The sequence below is a fragment of the Flavobacterium marginilacus genome (assembly GCF_026870155.1).
Taxonomy (GTDB): domain Bacteria; phylum Bacteroidota; class Bacteroidia; order Flavobacteriales; family Flavobacteriaceae; genus Flavobacterium; species Flavobacterium marginilacus.
In genome coordinates, this window is record NZ_CP113975.1 from 3,347,109 (window position 1) to 3,372,365 (window position 25,257).

The window sequence follows — 25,257 nt, forward strand, 5'->3', positions numbered from 1 at the left end:
TTATCTAGTAAGATATAAGTATCCTGATTCCTGTTGAGGCTTCGATTGCTTAGTATATCTCAGTATGTAATAATATGTTCCTTCTGGTAATCCGTTTGATTCTTTTACGGTTGTTCTTCCTTCTGAAAAACCTTTAAATACTACATCAGTATTATTGTAATGATCTCTTTCGAAAACTAAAACTCCCCAACGATTATAAATCTGAACGGTATTATCCGGATAACACTCGATACCTCGAATGTAAAATCTCTCATTTTTCTCATCTCCATTCAAAGAAATGGCATTGAAAACTTTGATGTTACAGCCATTTAGTTCTATAACAGTTGGATTACCGTCTTGGGTATTCTCAACATCAGATTTATCAGAAACACTGATTCCGCTTAGAGTAATCCCTGAAACAGTTGCCTGGTTACTTACCTCTCCTGAATTGATATCTGTCTGTGTCAAGGTATAAGTTCCAGTGAATGAAATGTCATTACTTTCTCCAACCGCCAAACTTATTGGTCCTCCGGTAATTATAACTCCTGGTAAAAGATCAGAAATCTGAATGTTTTGAAGAGGGACATTACCTGTGTTAGTTACCGTAAAAGTATACGTCAGAGTTTCTCCTGCTTCATTATTACCATTGTTATTATTGTCACTTGATGTTACTTTCATGACAAGTGCGATTGCCGGTACTTCAACAAAAATCTTAACTGTTGCACTACTGCAATTGTTGCCGTTGATTTTTTCACAAATTTGATAAGTCAAAGTATGGCTTCCGCTCGCTGTACCGGGAGCCACGTCAATAGTTCCATCAGCATTTAAGGTAATTCCTGATGGGAAATTTTCACCTTTTAAAATAACATTCGCAGGATTAACTGGAACACCATTTAAATTATCATTGTCTAAAACATTAATAATCTTTAATGAACCGTTTATTCCGTCTGCTCTTGCAATATCATCATCATTTCTGGCTTCTATTCCGAATTGAGGTTTTGCATTACAACCCGATGTTGCTGATGGATAATTTACTGTTACTGATTGCGTAGGATTTAAGGTGAACTGCATCGTTACCCCTGGTCTTGTCAACTCAAATCCGTCAGTACCTTCTAACCATTGCCCGTTTACTAAAATCCATCCTGGCCAGTCAATCGGATTATTGTTCGTGTCCACTACAGCACCAGGCCACAATACATTACCGCTTAAGGGCATATTAGTTTGTGTGGCTACAATATTATTAGCGCTGTCTATCCAGTTTATTGTCAGCAATTCTGTTGGTGTAAAATTATCAGCAGTTACATTATATGAAACATACGGAGCATTTTTTGCACAATAACTCTCTGCGTTTATAGTCATTGTTGGAGCTGTAACTTTAACTACTACCAAAGCTGATTTACAATTTCCTGAATTCGCTTTTTCACAGACTTCATAAGTTAAAGTGTAAGTTCCTGCAGGAGTATTTGGAGCTAATTCAACTATGCCATCTGATCTTAGCGTTAATTTATTATCTGGATCTGGAGTTAATACATTTATATTAACATTAGTAATCAATAATGGACTATTATCTAAAGTATCATTGTTTAAAACATTTACTACCTGGACAACCTTATTGATACCTACAACTGGACCGATTTCATCTTTTGTTACAACAAGATTTCTTTTTATAACTGGAATTTTTACAGTTGCTGGTGTCGCATCTACAGCTCCATTATTATCCGTTACTGTAAAACTGAACGAATCATCTCCTGAAAATACTCCGCTTGGATCATAAGTCAACAACAATGCTTCTGCAGGTGTTACTATTTGATTAGCTGTTAATGGAACTCCGTTTAATGCTAACACTCCATTAGATGGTAATGTCAATACAATATAATTTACTATCGTTCCATCTGTATCTGTTGCTGTTAAAGCATTAATTGCTGTTGCACCCGCACTTGAAGGAATCCCATTATTAGTATGATCATTTGCTATTGGCAGATTATTTCCAACAGGAATTGTAATTATAGCTGGTGCAGAATTTGCTCCAGAATTATCCGTTGCAGTAAAAGTAAACGCATCATTTCCTGTAAATAATCCGCTTGGATCATAAGTAAGGCGTGCACTTTCTGATGTTGTTAATACTTGCCCAACTAGTATTGATGTTCCGTTTAAAGCCAGAATTCCGTTTGATGGAAGCGTTACAATAGTATAGCTAGTGATTGTTCCATCAACATCTGTTGCAGAAAGCGGGTTAATTGATGTCGCATTAGCAATTGATGGAATACTTCTATTTGTATCGTTGTTGGCAACCGGCGCATCATTTACCGGGGTAATGGTGATGCTGGCTGTTGTGGTATTGCCGTCTGCTGTTCCGTCATTTACTTTATAGGTAAAACTGTCTGCTGTCGTTTCGCTTCCATTATGTGTGTAGGTAAAAGTTCCGTTAGCATTTAAAGTCAACGTTCCATTGGCTGGTCCTGAAACTAAAATCGCTGTCAGCGTATCTCCTTCGGCATCAGTATCGTTTACCAGTACACCTGTGGCTGCTGGAACAGTAAGCGTGCCGCCTTCGGCTGCTGAGTAGCTGTCAGGGTTAGCCACTGGCGCATCATTTACCGGGCTAATGGTGATGCTGGCCGTGGTGGTATTGCCGTCTGCTGTTCCGTCGTTTACTTTATAAGTAAAACTGTCTGCTGTCGTTTCGCTTCCGTTATGCGTGTAGCTGAAAGTTCCGTTAGCGTTTAAAGTCAATGTTCCATTGGCTGGTCCTGAAACTAAAATCGCTGTCAGCGTATCTCCTTCGGCATCAGTATCGTTTACCAGTACACCTGTGGCTGCTGGAACAGTAAGCGTGCCGCCTTCGGCTGCTGAGTAGCTGTCAGGGTTAGCCACTGGCGCATCATTTACCGGGCTAATGGTGATGCTTGCTGTTGTGGTATTGCCGTCTGCTGTTCCGTCGTTTACTTTATAGGTAAAACTGTCTGCTGTCGTTTCGCTTCCGTTATGCGTGTAGCTGAAAGTTCCGTTGGCGTTTAAAGTCAATGTTCCGTTTGCTGGTCCTGAAACTAAAATCGCTGTCAGCGTATCTCCTTCGGCATCGGTATCGTTTACCAGTACGCCTGTTAAAGCTGGAACAGTAAGTGTGCCGCCTTCGGCTACTGAGTAGCTGTCAGGGTTAGCCACTGGCGCATCATTTACCGGGCTAATGGTGATGCTTGCTGTTGTGGTATTGCCGTCTGCTGTTCCGTCGTTTACTTTATAGGTAAAACTGTCTGCTGTCGTTTCGCTTCCGTTATGTGTGTAGCTGAAAGTTCCGTTGGCGTTTAAAGTCAACGTTCCATTGGCTGGTCCTGAAACTAAAATCGCTGTCAAGGTATTTCCTTCGGCATCGGTATCGTTTACCAGTACGCCTGTCAAAGCAGGAACAGTAAGCGTGCCGCCTTCGGCTACTGAGTAGCTGTCAGGGTTAGCCACCGGCGCATCATTTACCGGGGTAATGGTGATGCTTGCTGTGGTGGTATTGCCGTCTGCTGTTCCGTCGTTTACTTTATAGGTAAAACTGTCTGCTGTCGTTTCGCTTCCGTTATGTACGTAGGTGAAAGTTCCGTTAGCGTTTAAAGTCAACGTTCCATTGGCTGGAGCAGAAACTAAAATCGCTGTCAGCGTATCTCCTTCGGCATCGGTATCGTTTACCAGTACGCCTGTGGCTGCCGGAACAGTAAGTGTGCCGCCTTCGGCTACTGAGTAGCTGTCAGGGTTAGCCGCCGGCGCATCATTTACTGGGGTAATGGTGATGCTGGCCGTGGTGGTATTGCCGTCTGCTGTTCCGTCGTTTACTTTATAGGTAAAACTGTCTGCTGTCGTTTCGCTTGCGTTATGAACATACGTAAAAGTTCCGTTGGCGTTTAAAGTCAATGTTCCATTGGCTGGTCCTGAAACTAAAATCGCTGTCAAGGTATTTCCTTCGGCATCGGTATCGTTTACCAGTACGCCTGTCAAAGCAGGAACAGTAAGCGTGCCGCCTTCGGCTACTGAGTAGCTGTCAGGGTTAGCCACCGGCGCATCATTTACCGGGGTAATGGTGATGCTTGCCGTGGTGGTATTGCCGTCTGATGTTCCGTCGTTTACTTTATAGGTAAAACTGTCTGCTGTCGTTTCGCTTCCGTTATGTGTGTAGCTGAAAGTTCCGTTGGCGTTTAAAGTCAATGTTCCATTGGCTGGTCCTGAAACTAAAATCGCTGTCAGCGTATCTCCTTCGGCATCGGTATCGTTTACCAGTACGCCTGTTAAAGCTGGAACAGTAAGTGTGCCGCCTTCGGCTACTGAGTAGCTGTCAGGGTTAGCCACTGGCGCATCATTTACCGGGCTAATGGTGATGCTTGCTGTTGTGGTATTGCCGTCTGCTGTTCCGTCGTTTACTTTATAGGTAAAACTGTCTGCTGTCGTTTCGCTTCCGTTATGTGTGTAGCTGAAAGTTCCGTTGGCGTTTAAAGTCAACGTTCCATTGGCTGGAGCAGAAACTAAAATCGCTGTCAGCGTATCTCCTTCGGCATCGGTATCGTTTACCAGTACGCTTGTGGCTGCCGGAACAGTAAGTGTGCCGCCTTCGGCTACTGAGTAGCTGTCAGGGTTAGCCACTGGCGCATCATTTACCGGGCTAATGGTGATGCTTGCTGTTGTGGTATTGCCGTCTGCTGTTCCGTCGTTTACTTTATAGGTAAAACTGTCTGCTGTCGTTTCGCTTCCGTTATGTGTGTAGCTGAAAGTTCCGTTGGCGTTTAAAGTCAACGTTCCATTGGCTGGAGCAGAAACTAAAATCGCTGTCAGCGTATCTCCTTCGGCATCGGTATCGTTTACCAGTACGCTTGTGGCTGCCGGAACAGTAAGTGTGCCGCCTTCGGCTACTGAGTAGCTGTCAGGGTTAGCCACCGGCGCATCATTTACCGGGCTAATGGTGATGCTTGCTGTTGTGGTATTGCCGTCTGCTGTTCCGTCGTTTACTTTATAGGTAAAACTGTCTGCTGTCGTTTCGCTTGCGTTATGAACATACGTAAAAGTTCCGTTGGCGTTTAAAGTCAATGTTCCATTGGCTGGTCCTGAAACTAAAATCGCTGTCAAGGTATTTCCTTCGGCATCGGTATCGTTTACCAGTACGCCTGTCAAAGCAGGAACAGTAAGCGTGCCGCCTTCGGCTACTGAGTAGCTGTCAGGGTTAGCCACCGGCGCATCATTTACCGGGGTAATGGTGATGCTTGCCGTGGTGGTATTGCCGTCTGCTGTTCCGTCGTTTACTTTATAGGTAAAACTGTCTGCTGTCGTTTCGCTTCCGTTATGTGTGTAGCTGAAAGTTCCGTTGGCGTTTAAAGTCAATGTTCCATTGGCTGGAGCAGAAACTAAAATCGCTGTCAGCGTATCTCCTTCGGCATCGGTATCGTTTACCAGTACGCCTGTTAAAGCTGGAACAGTAAGTGTGCCGCCTTCGGCTGCTGAGTAGCTGTCAGGGTTAGCCACTGGCGCATCATTTACCGGGCTAATGGTGATGCTTGCTGTTGTGGTATTGCCGTCTGCTGTTCCGTCGTTTACTTTATAGGTAAAACTGTCTGCTGTCGTTTCGCTTCCGTTATGCGTGTAGGTAAAAGTTCCGTTGGCGTTTAAAGTCAATGTTCCGTTCGCTGGTCCTGAAACTAAAATCGCTGTCAGCGTATTTCCTTCAGCATCGGTATCGTTTACCAGTACGCTTGTGGCTGCTGGAACAGTAAGTGTGCCGCCTTCGGCTGCTGAGTAGCTGTCAGGGTTAGCCACTGGCGCATCATTTACTGGGGTAATAATGATGCTTGCCGTGGTGGTATTGCCGTCTGCTGTTCCGTCGTTTACTTTATAGGTAAAACTGTCTGCTGTCGTTTCGCTTCCGTTATGTACGTAGCTGAAAGTTCCATTGGCGTTTAAAGTCAATGTTCCGTTTGCTGGTCCTGAAACTAAAATCGCTGTCAGCGTATCTCCTTCGGCATCGGTATCGTTTACCAGTACGCCTGTTAAAGCTGGAACAGTAAGCGTGCCGCCTTCGGCTACTGAGTAGCTGTCAGGGTTAGCCACCGGCGCATCATTTACTGGGGTAATGGTGATGCTGGCCGTGGTGGTATTGCCGTCTGATGTTCCGTCATTTACTTTATAAGTAAAACTGTCTGCTGTCGTTTCGCTTCCGTTATGTGTGTAGGTAAAAGTTCCGTTGGCGTTTAAAGTCAATGTTCCGTTCGCTGGTCCTGAAACTAAAATCGCTGTCAGCGTATTTCCTTCAGCATCGGTATCGTTTACCAGTACGCTTGTGGCTGCTGGAACAGTAAGTGTGCCGCCTTCGGCTGCTGAGTAGCTGTCAGGGTTAGCCACTGGCGCATCATTTACTGGGGTAATAATGATGCTTGCCGTGGTGGTATTGCCGTCTGCTGTTCCGTCGTTTACTTTATAGGTAAAACTGTCTGCTGTCGTTTCGCTTCCGTTATGTACGTAGCTGAAAGTTCCATTGGCGTTTAAAGTCAATGTTCCGTTTGCTGGTCCTGAAACTAAAATCGCTGTCAGCGTATCTCCTTCGGCATCGGTATCGTTTACCAGTACGCCTGTTAAAGCTGGAACAGTAAGCGTGCCGCCTTCGGCTGCTGAGTAGCTGTCAGGGTTAGCCACCGGCGCATCATTTACTGGGGTAATGGTGATGCTGGCTGTTGTGGTATTGCCGTCTGCTGTTCCGTCGTTTACTTTATAGGTAAAACTGTCTGCTGTCGTTTCGCTTCCGTTATGTACGTAGGTGAAAGTTCCGTTAGCGTTTAAAGTCAACGTTCCATTGGCTGGTCCTGAAACTAAAATCGCTGTCAGGGTATCTCCTTCGGCATCGGTATCGTTTACCAGTACGCTTGTGGCTGCAGGAACAGTAAGCGTGCCGCCTTCGGCTGCTGAGTAGCTGTCAGGGTTAGCCGCCGGCGCATCATTTACCGGGCTAATGGTGATGCTGGCTGTTGTGGTATTGCCATCTGCTGTTCCGTCGTTTACTTTATAGGTAAAACTGTCTGCTGTCGTTTCGCTTCCGTTATGTGTGTAGCTGAAAGTTCCATTGGCGTTTAAAGTCAATGTTCCATTGGCTGGTCCTGAAACTAAAATCGCTGTCAAGGTATTTCCTTCGGCATCGGTATCGTTTACCAGTACGCCTGTCAAAGCAGGAACAGTAAGCGTGCCGCCTTCGGCTACTGAGTAGCTGTCAGGGTTAGCCACCGGCGCATCATTTACTGGGGTAATGGTGATGCTGGCCGTGGTGGTATTGCCGTCTGCTGTTCCGTCATTTACTTTATAAGTAAAACTGTCTGCTGTCGTTTCGCTTCCGTTATGTGTGTAGCTGAAAGTTCCGTTAGCGTTTAAAGTCAACGTTCCATTGGCTGGAGCAGAAACTAAAATCGCTGTCAGCGTATCTCCTTCGGCATCGGTATCGTTTACCAGTACGCTTGTGGCTGCCGGAACAGTAAGTGTGCCGCCTTCGGCTGCTGAGTAGCTGTCAGGGTTAGCCACCGGCGCATCATTTACCGGGGTAATGGTGATGCTTGCTGTTGTGGTATTGCCGTCTGCTGTTCCGTCGTTTACTTTATAGGTAAAACTGTCTGCTGTCGTTTCGCTTCCGTTATGCGTGTAGCTGAAAGTTCCGTTAGCGTTTAAAGTCAATGTTCCATTGGCTGGTCCTGAAACTAAAATCGCTGTCAGCGTATCTCCTTCGGCATCGGTATCGTTTACCAGTACGCTTGTGGCTGCTGGAACAGTAAGTGTGCCGCCTTCGGCTGCTGAGTAGCTGTCAGGGTTAGCAGCCGGCGCATCATTTACCGGGCTAATGGTGATGCTTGCTGTTGTGGTATTGCCGTCTGCTGTTCCGTCGTTTACTTTATAGGTAAAACTGTCTGCTGTCGTTTCGCTTCCGTTATGCGTGTAGCTGAAAGTTCCATTGGCGTTTAAAGTCAATGTTCCGTTTGCTGGTCCTGAAACTAAAATCGCTGTCAAGGTATCTCCTTCGGCATCGGTATCGTTTACCAGTACGCTTGTGGCTGCAGGAACAGTAAGCGTGCCGCCTTCGGCTACTGAGTAGCTGTCAGGGTTAGCCGCCGGCCCATCATTTACCGGGGTAATGGTGATGCTGGCCGTGGTGGTATTGCCGTCTGCTGTTCCGTCATTTACTTTATAGGTAAAACTGTCTGCTGTCGTTTCGCTTCCGTTATGCGTGTAGCTGAAAGTTCCGTTGGCGTTTAAAGTCAACGTTCCATTGGCTGGAGCAGAAACTAAAATCGCTGTCAGCGTATCTCCTTCGGCATCAGTATCGTTTACCAGTACACCTGTGGCTGCTGGAACAGTAAGCGTGCCGCCTTCGGCTGCTGAGTAGCTGTCAGGGTTAGCAGCCGGCGCATCATTTACCGGGGTAATGGTGATGCTTGCTGTTGTGGTATTGCCGTCTGCTGTTCCGTCGTTTACTTTATAGGTAAAACTGTCTGCTGTCGTTTCGCTTGCGTTATGAACATACGTAAAAGTTCCGTTGGCGTTTAAAGTCAATGTTCCATTGGCTGGTCCTGAAACTAAAATCGCTGTCAGCGTATCTCCTTCGGCATCAGTATCGTTTACCAGTACGCTTGTGGCTGCTGGAACAGTAAGCGTGCCGCCTTCGGCTACTGAGTAGCTGTCAGGGTTAGCCACTGGCGCATCATTTACCGGGCTAATGGTGATGCTTGCCGTGGTGGTATTGCCATCTGCTGTTCCGTCGTTTACTTTATAGGTAAAACTGTCTGCTGTCGTTTCGCTTCCGTTATGTGTGTAGCTGAAAGTTCCATTGGCGTTTAAAGTCAATGTTCCATTGGCTGGTCCTGAAACTAAAATCGCTGTCAGCGTATTTCCTTCAGCATCGGTATCGTTTACCAGTACGCCTGTCAAAGCAGGAACAGTAAGCGTGCCGCCTTCGGCTACTGAGTAGCTGTCAGGGTTAGCCACCGGCGCATCATTTACCGGGGTAATGGTGATGCTTGCCGTGGTGGTATTGCCGTCTGATGTTCCGTCGTTTACTTTATAGGTAAAACTGTCTGCTGTCGTTTCGCTTCCGTTATGTGTGTAGGTGAAAGTTCCGTTGGCGTTTAAAGTCAATGTTCCATTGGCTGGAGCAGAAACTAAAATCGCTGTCAGCGTATCTCCTTCGGCATCGGTATCGTTTACCAGTACGCCTGTTAAAGCTGGAACAGTAAGTGTGCCGCCTTCGGCTGCTGAGTAGCTGTCAGGGTTAGCCACTGGCGCATCATTTACCGGGCTAATGGTGATGCTTGCTGTGGTGGTATTGCCGTCTGCTGTTCCGTCGTTTACTTTATAGGTAAAACTGTCTGCTGTCGTTTCGCTTCCGTTATGCGTGTAGCTGAAAGTTCCATTGGCGTTTAAAGTCAATGTTCCATTGGCTGGTCCTGAAACTAAAATCGCTGTCAGCGTATTTCCTTCAGCATCGGTATCGTTTACCAGTACGCTTGTGGCTGCTGGAACAGTAAGTGTGCCGCCTTCGGCTGCTGAGTAGCTGTCAGGGTTAGCCACCGGCGCATCATTTACCGGGCTAATGGTGATGCTTGCCGTGGTGGTATTGCCGTCTGCTGTTCCGTCGTTTACTTTATAGGTAAAACTGTCTGCTGTCGTTTCGCTTCCGTTATGTGTGTAGCTGAAAGTTCCGTTAGCGTTTAAAGTCAACGTTCCGTTTGTTGGAGCAGAAACTAAAATCGCTGTCAAGGTATCTCCTTCGGCATCGGTATCGTTTACCAGTACGCTTGTGGCTGCAGGAACAGTAAGCGTGCCGCCTTCGGCTACTGAGTAGCTGTCAGGGTTAGCCACCGGCGCATCATTTACTGGGGTAATGGTGATGCTGGCTGTTGTGGTATTGCCGTCTGCTGTTCCGTCGTTTACTTTATAGGTAAAACTGTCTGCTGTCGTTTCGCTTCCGTTATGTACGTAGGTGAAAGTTCCGTTGGCGTTTAAAGTCAATGTTCCGTTCGCTGGTCCTGAAACTAAAATCGCTGTCAGCGTATTTCCTTCAGCATCGGTATCGTTTACCAGTACGCTTGTGGCTGCTGGAACAGTAAGTGTGCCGCCTTCGGCTGCTGAGTAGCTGTCAGGGTTAGCCACTGGCGCATCATTTACTGGGGTAATAATGATGCTTGCCGTGGTGGTATTGCCGTCTGCTGTTCCGTCGTTTACTTTATAGGTAAAACTGTCTGCTGTCGTTTCGCTTCCGTTATGTACGTAGCTGAAAGTTCCATTGGCGTTTAAAGTCAATGTTCCGTTTGCTGGTCCTGAAACTAAAATCGCTGTCAGCGTATCTCCTTCGGCATCGGTATCGTTTACCAGTACGCCTGTTAAAGCTGGAACAGTAAGCGTGCCGCCTTCGGCTACTGAGTAGCTGTCAGGGTTAGCCACCGGCGCATCATTTACTGGGGTAATGGTGATGCTGGCTGTTGTGGTATTGCCGTCTGCTGTTCCGTCGTTTACTTTATAGGTAAAACTGTCTGCTGTCGTTTCGCTTCCGTTATGTACGTAGGTGAAAGTTCCGTTAGCGTTTAAAGTCAACGTTCCATTGGCTGGTCCTGAAACTAAAATCGCTGTCAGGGTATCTCCTTCGGCATCGGTATCGTTTACCAGTACGCTTGTGGCTGCAGGAACAGTAAGCGTGCCGCCTTCGGCTGCTGAGTAGCTGTCAGGGTTAGCCGCCGGCGCATCATTTACCGGGCTAATGGTGATGCTGGCTGTTGTGGTATTGCCATCTGCTGTTCCGTCGTTTACTTTATAGGTAAAACTGTCTGCTGTCGTTTCGCTTCCGTTATGTGTGTAGCTGAAAGTTCCATTGGCGTTTAAAGTCAATGTTCCATTGGCTGGTCCTGAAACTAAAATCGCTGTCAAGGTATTTCCTTCGGCATCGGTATCGTTTACCAGTACGCCTGTCAAAGCAGGAACAGTAAGCGTGCCGCCTTCGGCTACTGAGTAGCTGTCAGGGTTAGCCACCGGCGCATCATTTACTGGGGTAATGGTGATGCTGGCCGTGGTGGTATTGCCGTCTGCTGTTCCGTCGTTTACTTTATAGGTAAAACTGTCTGCTGTCGTTTCGCTTCCGTTATGTACGTAGGTGAAAGTTCCGTTAGCGTTTAAAGTCAACGTTCCATTGGCTGGAGCAGAAACTAAAATCGCTGTCAGCGTATCTCCTTCGGCATCGGTATCGTTTACCAGTACGCTTGTGGCTGCCGGAACAGTAAGCGTGCCGCCTTCGGCTGCTGAGTAGCTGTCAGGGTTAGCAGCCGGCGCATCATTTACCGGGGTAATGGTGATGCTGGCCGTGGTGGTATTGCCGTCTGCTGTTCCGTCGTTTACTTTATAGGTAAAACTGTCTGCTGTCGTTTCGCTTCCGTTATGCGTGTAGCTGAAAGTTCCGTTAGCGTTTAAAGTCAATGTTCCATTGGCTGGTCCTGAAACTAAAATCGCTGTCAGCGTATCTCCTTCGGCATCGGTATCGTTTACCAGTACGCTTGTGGCTGCTGGAACAGTAAGCGTGCCGCCTTCGGCTGCTGAGTAGCTGTCAGGGTTAGCAGCCGGCGCATCATTTACCGGGCTAATGGTGATGCTTGCTGTTGTGGTATTGCCGTCTGCTGTTCCGTCGTTTACTTTATAGGTAAAACTGTCTGCTGTCGTTTCGCTTCCGTTATGCGTGTAGCTGAAAGTTCCGTTAGCATTTAAAGTCAACGTTCCATTGGCTGGTCCTGAAACTAAAATCGCTGTCAAGGTATCTCCTTCGGCATCGGTATCGTTTACCAGTACGCTTGTGGCTGCAGGAACAGTAAGCGTGCCGCCTTCGGCTGCTGAGTAGCTGTCAGGGTTAGCAGCCGGCGCATCATTTACCGGGCTAATGGTGATGCTTGCTGTTGTGGTATTGCCGTCTGCTGTTCCGTCGTTTACTTTATAGGTAAAACTGTCTGCTGTCGTTTCGCTTCCGTTATGCGTGTAGCTGAAAGTTCCATTGGCGTTTAAAGTCAATGTTCCGTTTGCTGGTCCTGAAACTAAAATCGCTGTCAGCGTATCTCCTTCGGCATCAGTATCGTTTACCAGTACACCTGTGGCTGCTGGAACAGTAAGCGTGCCGCCTTCGGCTGCTGAGTAGCTGTCAGGGTTAGCAGCCGGCGCATCATTTACCGGGGTAATGGTGATGCTTGCTGTTGTGGTATTGCCGTCTGCTGTTCCGTCGTTTACTTTATAGGTAAAACTGTCTGCTGTCGTTTCGCTTGCGTTATGAACATACGTAAAAGTTCCGTTGGCGTTTAAAGTCAATGTTCCATTGGCTGGTCCTGAAACTAAAATCGCTGTCAGCGTATCTCCTTCGGCATCAGTATCGTTTACCAGTACGCTTGTGGCTGCTGGAACAGTAAGCGTGCCGCCTTCGGCTGCTGAGTAGCTGTCAGGGTTAGCCACTGGCGCATCATTTACCGGGCTAATGGTGATGCTTGCCGTGGTGGTATTGCCATCTGCTGTTCCGTCGTTTACTTTATAGGTAAAACTGTCTGCTGTCGTTTCGCTTCCGTTATGTGTGTAGCTGAAAGTTCCATTGGCGTTTAAAGTCAATGTTCCATTGGCTGGTCCTGAAACTAAAATCGCTGTCAGCGTATTTCCTTCAGCATCGGTATCGTTTACCAGTACGCCTGTTAAAGCTGGAACAGTAAGCGTGCCGCCTTCGGCTACTGAGTAGCTGTCAGGGTTAGCCACCGGCGCATCATTTACCGGGCTAATGGTGATGCTTGCCGTGGTGGTATTGCCGTCTGATGTTCCGTCGTTTACTTTATAGGTAAAACTGTCTGCTGTCGTTTCGCTTCCGTTATGTGTGTAGGTGAAAGTTCCGTTAGCGTTTAAAGTCAACGTTCCATTGGCTGGAGCAGAAACTAAAATCGCTGTCAGCGTATCTCCTTCGGCATCGGTATCGTTTACCAGTACGCCTGTTAAAGCTGGAACAGTAAGTGTGCCGCCTTCGGCTGCTGAGTAGCTGTCAGGGTTAGCCACTGGCGCATCATTTACTGGGGTAATAATGATGCTGGCTGTGGTGGTATTGCCGTCTGCTGTTCCGTCGTTTACTTTATAGGTAAAACTGTCTGCTGTCGTTTCGCTTCCGTTATGCGTGTAGCTGAAAGTTCCATTGGCGTTTAAAGTCAATGTTCCATTGGCTGGTCCTGAAACTAAAATCGCTGTCAGCGTATTTCCTTCAGCATCGGTATCGTTTACCAGTACGCTTGTGGCTGCTGGAACAGTAAGTGTGCCGCCTTCGGCTGCTGAGTAGCTGTCAGGGTTAGCCACCGGCGCATCATTTACCGGGCTAATGGTGATGCTTGCCGTGGTGGTATTGCCGTCTGCTGTTCCGTCGTTTACTTTATAGGTAAAACTGTCTGCTGTCGTTTCGCTTCCGTTATGTGTGTAGCTGAAAGTTCCGTTAGCGTTTAAAGTCAACGTTCCGTTTGTTGGAGCAGAAACTAAAATCGCTGTCAAGGTATCTCCTTCGGCATCGGTATCGTTTACCAGTACGCTTGTGGCTGCAGGAACAGTAAGCGTGCCGCCTTCGGCTGCTGAGTAGCTGTCAGGGTTAGCCACTGGCGCATCATTTACTGGGGTAATGGTGATGCTGGCCGTGGTGGTATTGCCGTCTGATGTTCCGTCATTTACTTTATAAGTAAAACTGTCTGCTGTCGTTTCGCTTCCGTTATGTGTGTAGGTAAAAGTTCCGTTGGCGTTTAAAGTCAATGTTCCGTTCGCTGGTCCTGAAACTAAAATCGCTGTCAGCGTATTTCCTTCAGCATCGGTATCGTTTACCAGTACGCTTGTGGCTGCTGGAACAGTAAGTGTGCCGCCTTCGGCTGCTGAGTAGCTGTCAGGGTTAGCCACTGGCGCATCATTTACTGGGGTAATAATGATGCTTGCCGTGGTGGTATTGCCGTCTGCTGTTCCGTCGTTTACTTTATAGGTAAAACTGTCTGCTGTCGTTTCGCTTCCGTTATGTACGTAGCTGAAAGTTCCATTGGCGTTTAAAGTCAATGTTCCGTTTGCTGGTCCTGAAACTAAAATCGCTGTCAGCGTATCTCCTTCGGCATCGGTATCGTTTACCAGTACGCTTGTTAAAGCTGGAACAGTAAGCGTGCCGCCTTCGGCTACTGAGTAGCTGTCAGGGTTAGCCACCGGCGCATCATTTACTGGGGTAATGGTGATGCTGGCTGTTGTGGTATTGCCGTCTGCTGTTCCGTCGTTTACTTTATAGGTAAAACTGTCTGCTGTCGTTTCGCTTCCGTTATGTACGTAGGTGAAAGTTCCGTTAGCGTTTAAAGTCAACGTTCCATTGGCTGGTCCTGAAACTAAAATCGCTGTCAGGGTATCTCCTTCGGCATCGGTATCGTTTACCAGTACGCTTGTGGCTGCAGGAACAGTAAGCGTGCCGCCTTCGGCTGCTGAGTAGCTGTCAGGGTTAGCCGCCGGCGCATCATTTACCGGGCTAATGGTGATGCTGGCTGTTGTGGTATTGCCATCTGCTGTTCCGTCGTTTACTTTATAGGTAAAACTGTCTGCTGTCGTTTCGCTTCCGTTATGTGTGTAGCTGAAAGTTCCATTGGCGTTTAAAGTCAATGTTCCATTGGCTGGTCCTGAAACTAAAATCGCTGTCAAGGTATTTCCTTCGGCATCGGTATCGTTTACCAGTACGCCTGTCAAAGCAGGAACAGTAAGCGTGCCGCCTTCGGCTACTGAGTAGCTGTCAGGGTTAGCCACCGGCGCATCATTTACTGGGGTAATGGTGATGCTGGCCGTGGTGGTATTGCCGTCTGCTGTTCCGTCATTTACTTTATAAGTAAAACTGTCTGCTGTCGTTTCGCTTCCGTTATGTGTGTAGCTGAAAGTTCCGTTAGCGTTTAAAGTCAATGTTCCGTTCGCTGGTCCTGAAACTAAAATCGCTGTCAGCGTATCTCCTTCGGCATCAGTATCGTTTACCAGTACGCTTGTGGCTGCTGGAACAGTAAGCGTGCCGCCTTCGGCTGCTGAGTAGCTGTCAGGGTTAGCAGCCGGCGCATCATTTACCGGGCTAATGGTGATGCTGGCCGTGGTGGTATTGCCGTCTGCTGTTCCGTCGTTTACTTTATAGGTAAAACTGTCTGCTGTCGTTTCGCTTCCGTTATGCGTGTAGCTGAAAGTTCCGTTAGCGTTTAAAGTCAATGTTCCGTTCGCTGGTCCTGAAACTAAAATCGCTGTCAGCGTATCTCCTTCGGCATCAGTATCGTTTACCAGTACACCTGTGGCTGCTGGAACAGTAAGCGTGCCGCCTTCGGCTGCTGAGTAGCTGTCAGGGTTAGCAGCCGGCGCATCATTTACCGGGCTAATGGTGATGCTTGCTGTTGTGGTATTGCCGTCTGCTGTTCCGTCGTTTACTTTATAGGTAAAACTGTCTGCTGTCGTTTCGCTTCCGTTATGCGTGTAGCTGAAAGTTCCATTGGCGTTTAAAGTCAATGTTCCGTTTGCTGGTCCTGAAACTAAAATCGCTGTCAGCGTATCTCCTTCGGCATCAGTATCGTTTACCAGTACACCTGTGGCTGCTGGAACAGTAAGCGTGCCGCCTTCGGCTGCTGAGTAGCTGTCAGGGTTAGCAGCCGGCGCATCATTTACCGGGCTAATGGTGATGCTTGCTGTTGTGGTATTGCCGTCTGCTGTTCCGTCGTTTACTTTATAGGTAAAACTGTCTGCTGTCGTTTCGCTTCCGTTATGCGTGTAGCTGAAAGTTCCATTGGCGTTTAAAGTCAATGTTCCGTTTGCTGGTCCTGAAACTAAAATCGCTGTCAGCGTATCTCCTTCGGCATCGGTATCGTTTACCAGTACGCTTGTGGCTGCAGGAACAGTAAGTGTGCCGCCTTCGGCTGCTGAGTAGCTGTCAGGGTTAGCCACTGGCGCATCATTTACCGGGCTAATGGTGATGCTGGCCGTGGTGGTATTGCCGTCTGCTGTTCCGTCGTTTACTTTATAGGTAAAACTGTCTGCTGTCGTTTCGCTTCCGTTATGCGTGTAGCTGAAAGTTCCGTTAGCGTTTAAAGTCAATGTTCCGTTCGCTGGTCCTGAAACTAAAATCGCTGTCAGCGTATCTCCTTCGGCATCGGTATCGTTTACCAGTACGCTTGTGGCTGCAGGAACAGTAAGTGTGCCGCCTTCGGCTGCTGAGTAGCTGTCAGGGTTAGCCACTGGCGCATCATTTACCGGGCTAATGGTGATGCTGGCCGTGGTGGTATTGCCGTCTGCTGTTCCGTCGTTTACTTTATAGGTAAAACTGTCTGCTGTCGTTTCGCTTCCGTTATGTGTGTAGCTGAAAGTTCCATTGGCGTTTAAAGTCAATGTTCCGTTTGCTGGTCCTGAAACTAAAATCGCTGTCAGCGTATCTCCTTCGGCATCGGTATCGTTTACCAGTACACCTGTGGCTGCTGGAACAGTAAGCGTGCCGCCTTCGGCTGCTGAGTAGCTGTCAGGGTTAGCAGCCGGCGCATCATTTACCGGGCTAATGGTGATGCTTGCTGTTGTGGTATTGCCGTCTGCTGTTCCGTCGTTTACTTTATAGGTAAAACTGTCTGCTGTCGTTTCGCTTCCGTTATGCGTGTAGGTAAAAGTTCCGTTGGCGTTTAAAGTCAATGTTCCGTTCGCTGGTCCTGAAACTAAAATCGCTGTCAGCGTATTTCCTTCAGCATCGGTATCGTTTACCAGTACGCTTGTGGCTGCCGGAACAGTAAGTGTGCCGCCTTCGGCTGCTGAGTAGCTGTCAGGGTTAGCCACCGGCGCATCATTTACTGGGGTAATGGTGATGCTGGCCGTGGTGGTATTGCCGTCTGCTGTTCCGTCGTTTACTTTATAGGTAAAACTGTCTGCTGTCGTTTCGCTTCCGTTATGCGTGTAGCTGAAAGTTCCGTTAGCGTTTAAAGTCAATGTTCCATTGGCTGGTCCTGAAACTAAAATCGCTGTCAGCGTATTTCCTTCAGCATCGGTATCGTTTACCAGTACGCCTGTTAAAGCTGGAACAGTAAGCGTGCCGCCTTCGGCTGCTGAGTAGCTGTCAGGGTTAGCCACCGGCGCATCATTTACCGGGGTAATGGTGATGCTGGCCGTGGTGGTATTGCCGTCTGCTGTTCCGTCGTTTACTTTATAGGTAAAACTGTCTGCTGTCGTTTCGCTTCCGTTATGTACGTAGGTGAAAGTTCCGTTAGCGTTTAAAGTCAACGTTCCGTTCGCTGGTCCTGAAACTAAAATCGCTGTCAAGGTATTTCCTTCGGCATCGGTATCGTTTACCAGTACGCCTGTCAAAGCAGGAACAGTAAGTGTGCCGCCTTCGGCTACTGAGTAGCTGTCAGGGTTAGCCACTGGCGCATCATTTACCGGGCTAATGGTGATGCTTGCCGTGGTGGTATTGCCGTCTGCTGTTCCGTCGTTTACTTTATAGGTAAAACTGTCTGCTGTCGTTTCGCTTCCGTTATGTGTGTAGCTGAAAGTTCCATTGGCGTTTAAAGTCAATGTTCCATTGGCTGGTCCTGAAACTAAAATCGCTGTCAGCGTATCTCCTTCGGCATCGGTATCGTTTACCAGTACGCCTGTTAAAGCTGGAACAGTAAGTGTGCCGCCTTCGGCTGCTGAGTAGCTGTCAGGGTTAGCCACCGGCGCATCATTTACCGGGGTAATGGTGATGCTTGCCGTGGTGGTATTGCCGTCTGCTGTTCCGTCGTTTACTTTATAGGTAAAACTGTCTGCTGTCGTTTCGCTTCCGTTATGTGTGTAGCTGAAAGTTCCGTTAGCGTTTAAAGTCAACGTTCCGTTTGTTGGAGCAGAAACTAAAATCGCTGTCAAGGTATCTCCTTCGGCATCGGTATCGTTTACCAGTACGCTTGTGGCTGCAGGAACAGTAAGCGTGCCGCCTTCGGCTGCTGAGTAGCTGTCAGGGTTAGCCACTGGCGCATCATTTACCGGGCTAATGGTGATGCTGGCCGTGGTGGTATTGCCGTCTGCTGTTCCGTCATTTACTTTATAAGTAAAACTGTCTGCTGTCGTTTCGCTTCCGTTATGCGTGTAGCTGAAAGTTCCGTTAGCGTTTAAAGTCAATGTTCCGTTCGCTGGTCCTGAAACTAAAATCGCTGTCAGCGTATCTCCTTCGGCATCGGTATCGTTTACCAGTACGCTTGTGGCTGCAGGAACAGTAAGTGTGCCGCCTTCGGCTGCTGAGTAGCTGTCAGGGTTAGCCACTGGCGCATCATTTACTGGGGTAATAATGATGCTGGCCGTGGTGGTATTGCCGTCTGCTGTTCCGTCGTTTACTTTATAGGTAAAACTGTCTGCTGTCGTTTCGCTTCCGTTATGTGTGTAGCTGAAAGTTCCATTGGCGTTTAAAGTCAATGTTCCGTTTGCTGGTCCTGAAACTAAAATCGCTGTCAGCGTATCTCCTTCGGCATCGGTATCGTTTACCAGTACACCTGTGGCTGCTGGAACAGTAAGCGTGCCGCCTTCGGCTGCTGAGTAGCTGTCAGGGTTAGCAGCCGGCGCATCATTTACCGGGCTAATGGTGATGCTTGCTGTTGTGGTATTGCCGTCTGCTGTTCCGTCGTTTACTTTATAGGTAAAACTGTCTGCTGTCGTTTCGCTTCCGTTATGCGTGTAGGTAAAAGTTCCGTTGGCGTTTAAAGTCAATGTTCCGTTCGCTGGTCCTGAAACTAAAATCGCTGTCAGCGTATTTCCTTCAGCATCGGTATCGTTTACCAGTACGCTTGTGGCTGCAGGAACAGTAAGCGTGCCGCCTTCGGCTGCTGAGTAGCTGTCAGGGTTAGCCACCGGCGCATCATTTACCGGGGTAATGGTGATGCTGGCCGTGGTGGTATTGCCGTCTGCTGTTCCGTCATTTACTTTATAAGTAAAACTGTCTGCTGTCGTTTCGCTTCCGTTATGTGTGTAGCTGAAAGTTCCGTTAGCGTTTAAAGTCAATGTTCCGTTCGCTGGTCCTGAAACTAAAATCGCTGTCAGGGTATTTCCTTCGGCATCGGTATCGTTTACCAGTACGCCTGTCAAAGCAGGAACAGTAAGTGTGCCGCCTTCGGCTGCTGAGTAGCTGTCAGGGTTAGCCACTGGCGCATCATTTACCGGGCTAATGGTGATGCTTGCCGTGGTGGTATTGCCGTCTGCTGTTCCGTCATTTACTTTATAGGTAAAACTGTCTGCTGTCGTTTCGCTTCCGTTATGTGTGTAGCTGAAAGTTCCGTTAGCGTTTAAAGTCAATGTTCCGTTCGCTGGTCCTGAAACTAAAATCGCTGTCAGCGTATCTCCTTCGGCATCGGTATCGTTTACCAGTACGCCTGTTAAAGCTGGAACAGTAAGTGTGCCGCCTTCGGCTGCTGAGTAGCTGTCAGGGTTAGCCACCGGCGCATCATTTACCGGGGTAATGGTGATGCTTGCTGTTGTGGTATTGCCGTCTGCTGTTCCGTCGTTTACTTTATAGGTAAAACTGTCTGCTGTCGTTTCGCTTGCGTTATGCGTGTAGGTGAAAGTTCCGTTAGCGTTTAAAGTCAATGTTCCGTTTGCTGGTCCTGAAACTAAAATCGCTGTCAAGGTATCTCCTTCGGCATCGGTATCGTTTACCAGTACGCTTGTTAAAGCTGGAACAGTAAGCGTGCCGCCTTCGGCTACTGAGTAGCTGTCAGGGTTAGCCACTGGCGCATCATTTACCGGGCTAATGGTGATGCTTGCCGTGGTGGTATTGCCGTCTGCTGTTCCGTCGTTTACTTTATAGGTAAAACTGTCTGCTGTCGTTTCGCTTCCGTTATGTGTGTAGCTGAAAGTTCCGTTAGCGTTTAAAGTCAATGTTCCGTTTGCTGGTCCTGAAACTAAAATCGCTGTCAAGGTATCTCCTTCGGCATCGGTATCGTTTACCAGTACGCTTGTTAAAGCTGGAACAGTAAGCGTGCCGCCTTCGGCTACTGAGTAGCTGTCAGGGTTAGCCACCGGCGCATCATTTACCGGGGTAATGGTGATGCTGGCCGTGGTGGTATTGCCGTCTGCTGTTCCGTCATTTACTTTATAAGTAAAACTGTCTGCTGTCGTTTCGCTTCCGTTATGTGTGTAGCTGAAAGTTCCGTTGGCGTTTAAAGTCAATGTTCCGTTCGCTGGTCCTGAAACTAAAATCGCTGTCAGGGTATCTCCTTCGGCATCGGTATCGTTTACCAGTACGCCTGTTAAAGCTGGAACAGTAAGCGTGCCGCCTTCGGCTACTGAGTAGCTGTCAGGGTTAGCCACTGGCGCATCATTTACCGGGCTAATGGTGATGCTTGCCGTGGTGGTATTGCCGTCTGCTGTTCCGTCGTTTACTTTATAGGTAAAACTGTCTGCTGTCGTTTCGCTTCCGTTATGTACGTAGGTGAAAGTTCCGTTAGCGTTTAAAGTCAACGTTCCATTGGCTGGTCCTGAAACTAAAATCGCTGTCAGCGTATCTCCTTCGGCATCGGTATCGTTTACCAGTACGCTTGTGGCTGCCGGAACAGTAAGTGTGCCGCCTTCGGCTGCTGAGTAGCTGTCAGGGTTAGCCACCGGCGCATCATTTACTGGGGTAATGGTGATGCTGGCCGTGGTGGTATTGCCGTCTGCTGTTCCGTCGTTTACTTTATAGGTAAAACTGTCTGCTGTCGTTTCGCTTCCGTTATGTACGTAGGTGAAAGTTCCGTTAGCGTTTAAAGTCAACGTTCCATTGGCTGGTCCTGAAACTAAAATCGCTGTCAAGGTATTTCCTTCGGCATCGGTATCGTTTACCAGTACGCTTGTGGCTGCAGGAACAGTAAGTGTGCCGCCTTCGGCTGCTGAGTAGCTGTCAGGGTTAGCCACTGGCGCATCATTTACTGGGGTAATAATGATGCTGGCTGTGGTGGTATTGCCGTCTGCTGTTCCGTCGTTTACTTTATAGGTAAAACTGTCTGCTGTCGTTTCGCTTCCGTTATGTACGTAGGTGAAAGTTCCGTTAGCGTTTAAAGTCAACGTTCCATTGGCTGGTCCTGAAACTAAAATCGCTGTCAGGGTATCTCCTTCGGCATCGGTATCGTTTACCAGTACGCCTGTTAAAGCTGGAACAGTAAGCGTGCCGCCTTCGGCTGCTGAGTAGCTGTCAGGGTTAGCCACTGGCGCATCATTTACTGGGGTAATAATGATGCTTGCCGTGGTGGTATTGCCGTCTGCTGTTCCGTCGTTTACTTTATAGGTAAAACTGTCTGCTGTCGTTTCGCTTCCGTTATGTACGTAGGTGAAAGTTCCGTTAGCGTTTAAAGTCAACGTTCCATTGGCTGGAGCAGAAACTAAAATCGCTGTCAGCGTATCTCCTTCGGCATCGGTATCGTTTACCAGTACGCCTGTTAAAGCTGGAACAGTAAGTGTGCCGCCTTCGGCTGCTGAGTAGCTGTCAGGGTTAGCCACCGGCGCATCATTTACCGGGGTAATGGTGATGCTTGCCGTGGTGGTATTGCCGTCTGCTGTTCCGTCGTTTACTTTATAGGTAAAACTGTCTGCTGTCGTTTCGCTTCCGTTATGTGTGTAGCTGAAAGTTCCGTTAGCGTTTAAAGTCAACGTTCCGTTTGTTGGAGCAGAAACTAAAATCGCTGTCAAGGTATCTCCTTCGGCATCGGTATCGTTTACCAGTACGCTTGTGGCTGCAGGAACAGTAAGCGTGCCGCCTTCGGCTGCTGAGTAGCTGTCAGGGTTAGCCACCGGCGCATCATTTACCGGGGTAATGGTGATGCTTGCTGTGGTGGTATTGCCGTCTGCTGTTCCGTCATTTACTTTATAGGTAAAACTGTCTGCTGTCGTTTCGCTTCCGTTATGTACGTAGGTGAAAGTTCCGTTAGCGTTTAAAGTCAACGTTCCGTTTGTTGGAGCAGAAACTAAAATCGCTGTCAAGGTATCTCCTTCGGCATCGGTATCGTTTACCAGTACGCCTGTTAAAGCTGGAACAGTAAGTGTGCCGCCTTCGGCTGCTGAGTAGCTGTCAGGGTTAGCCACTGGCGCATCATTTACTGGGGTAATAATGATGCTGGCTGTGGTGGTATTGCCGTCTGCTGTTCCGTCGTTTACTTTATAGGTAAAACTGTCTGCTGTCGTTTCGCTTCCGTTATGTACGTAGGTGAAAGTTCCGTTAGCGTTTAAAGTCAACGTTCCATTGGCTGGAGCAGAAACTAAAATCGCTGTCAGCGTATCTCCTTCGGCATCGGTATCGTTTACCAGTACGCCTGTTAAAGCTGGAACAGTAAGCGTGCCGCCTTCGGCTGCTGAGTAGCTGTCAGGGTTAGCCGCCGGAGCATCATTTACCGGGCTAATGGTGATCAACTGGTTGGCAGTTGATGTACCTCCATAACCATCACTGATGATATAAGGAAAACTGATTGCTGTTGCTGAATTAAAATTAGCAGTAGGAGTAAAGCTAATAACACCCAAAGCTGAAATATTAACTGTTCCGTTGGAAACAGTAATAGTCTGTGCTGCACCAGTTAGAGCAGTCCCATTAATTGAAGTGATTGTCAGAGCATCCCCATCAGCATCAGTATCTAAATTTAATGGGGTCAAAGTGATCGTATTATCTTCTGCAACAGTATAACTGTCATTTACCGCATTAGGGTTTCTATTGGTAACACTTAGAACTGCAGTGTTTGAATTTGGTTGCGCACAAACATTTGAAGTACTTGTAACATCCAATCGATACCTGTAATTATGATATGAATTTGGAATATTTGTTAAAGTCAGAGCATTTGTTCCTGCATTCGAAAAAACTGGATTTGTTCCTCCATTAGTAACAGTTGTCCAAGTTGAACCGTTATTAGTACTTTGCTTCCAGGTATATACTAAATGAGTTCCTGTAACTACTGCACTAAAGGTAGCATTAGCTCCTCCATTTACGCTAATATTTGCTGGACTAGTAGTAATTGCAACAACATTTGAAACTAAATAATTCGCCTTAGAAGTTCCGTTAGTATTTACAGGAGCAGCATAAGAAGCTGCTGTTACTTTGCCATCTGCTGCATTTGTTACAGGAGGGTTTCCTGTTCCATAATATCCATTTGAATCTGGATCAGCTGTTGAAGTACCATATGCTTCTACAGAATCTGGACATCCATCATTATCTGAATCTAAATCAAGCTGATTTATTAACCCGTCTAAATCTTGGTCATATCTATCATCAATACCATCAGAATTTGTATCAACAAAACCTGCAGCATCTTTATCTGCATAATTTAATTTTCTATCTCCATCTGCATCTCCAAAAGGATCAGGCAAACTTCCTATTTCGACTGTATCTAAAATACCATCGTTGTCATCATCTAAATCACATTCTACATTAAGACCGTCATTATCCTGATTCCCTTCATAATTAGGATTCTCGACAGGAATGTACAATGAAACGCTTCCTCCAATTGCTCCATTTTGTGAACCATTTCTTTCTCCGTCCAAATGTTGTCCTCCAATACCTCCTGCTGAAATCAATGTTACGTTCGCAGGAAGACTTGCTAAGGAATAAAGCAAAGCACCGCCACCGCCACCGCCACCGGGACCATGATAAGTATTTGTATTCAAATCCTGACCGTCACCACCTTTTGTCGATACTGTCAGGTTACCTGTAAAGACAGGAGTCTTTAAAACAACTGTTCCTCCGGCACCACCACCACCACCACCATCTGGTGCGCCTGTAGGATTAACCGCTAACGGTGCAAAACCATCAGCTATAATTGAATAACCATTTCCTATAATTTCATTAGCGAAAATGATAACAATTCCCCCGCCATCTGCAGCCGAAGAAGGATTACTTGTTGTTACATATCCAGATCCTCCGGCACCACCAAGAAAAACTTTATCCTGAGCAAAAAAAGTGGTTAAACTAACACCGCCTATACCGCCGGCATTGGCTCCATTAACATCGCACCAGCGTTTTCCTCCTTCTCCTCCGGCGCCATAATTAGATCCGCCTCCGCCTCCAGAATCTCCAGAAACTCCAGAACCTCCTCCATTCGCTCGTGGTGATCGTCCTCTATTGCTACCTGTATTATCTAAAACAATCCCGTCTCCTTTTGTAAAAGATGCGGTATAGGTACTACTTTGTACATATTGGGTATTAGGGTTAATGCTACAATCATTATTAGGTCCATTTGTCAACATTTGAATTCCTTGGTATCCTTTACCTGCAACATTTATATTGGCATTAAAAGTCACTTTATCTGCCTGAATAGCTAATACTCCTCCTGTTTTATCTGCATTAATCCAGTCTTTTGCAGTCAAAGTGCCATTAATATTTACTGCTCCGGTGTATTTTGGAACCCGTACTACCTGAACCAAACCACTAATTGTATAACTTTTAATTAATGGATATACTGGTGTTATAACGTTACCAACGATACTTTTAATTTCGAAAAATTCATAATTACCGGTATTGTTGATAGCCGATATATTTCCACCTGCACTAGTATTAGTGACATCGATAGTAGCACCTTTCATCTGAATAATCAAAGCCTTATCTCCAACCGAAAGTCCGGCTGAACTACTAACTGTAATAGTATTAACACATGCTAAATCACAAGGTGCACAAACGGGCTGATTGATAGCTGTAACCGAAAAATAGCTATTTACTATCCCTGAAATATTGGTTTGAGAAAAACCATTCAGGCTAAATAATAAAAAGAAAAAAAACAGATTTAGATTCAGCCTCCTTTTTTCATTAATCAATAACATTTTCACACTAAAAATTATGTGTCCATTCCTATGTACTTTTAACCAAAAAGGCTTAAGGAAAATTACAAAGAGTAATGATACCATTTTAAGTTTTTGAAAGACTTCCCAAAAATTAAAGAGTCGAGTTTTTTTCATAAAAAATTATTCCATTTGTAGCGTGCAAAAAAACAAAATGAAATAATCTGTAATTTACCTGCTCTCTCAAACCTTGTCCAAAAACGAAGATTTTGGCAAACAAAAACATTTCTGAACAACATCATTTTTTGTTTAGCTCAGTAATTCAAGCACTTGACTTTAATAGATAGAACTGTGCTTATTTCTAAATATTCTTTTATCATTGAAATCATCAAGGCTATTAAGTTTAAAAACATAAGAAAAAAAATACTTTTTTAAAAAAAATTTCAGTTTGTTATGATTTTCAACTAGCATTTTTTTGTTAAATACATTCAAAAAAAGCACGACAAGTCTATAGGTAAATCTATA

1 protein-coding gene is annotated in these 25,257 nt (G+C 46.8%); it reads right to left on the reverse strand.

All coding sequences use genetic code 11. The features are described from left to right. Positions 1–24,858 (reverse strand): cadherin-like domain-containing protein, encoded by a 24,858-nt coding sequence (locus OZP07_RS13910; RefSeq protein WP_281635568.1) that lies wholly within the window; start codon positions 24,856–24,858, stop codon positions 1–3. Between the last annotated feature and the right edge of the window lie 399 nt (positions 24,859–25,257).

Bases quoted from the DNA above. Each gene is read 5' to 3' on its own strand.
- OZP07_RS13910 (WP_281635568.1), bottom strand. From the start codon at position 24,858: ATGGTATCATTACTCTTTGTAATTTTCCTTAAGCCTTTTTGGTTAAAA.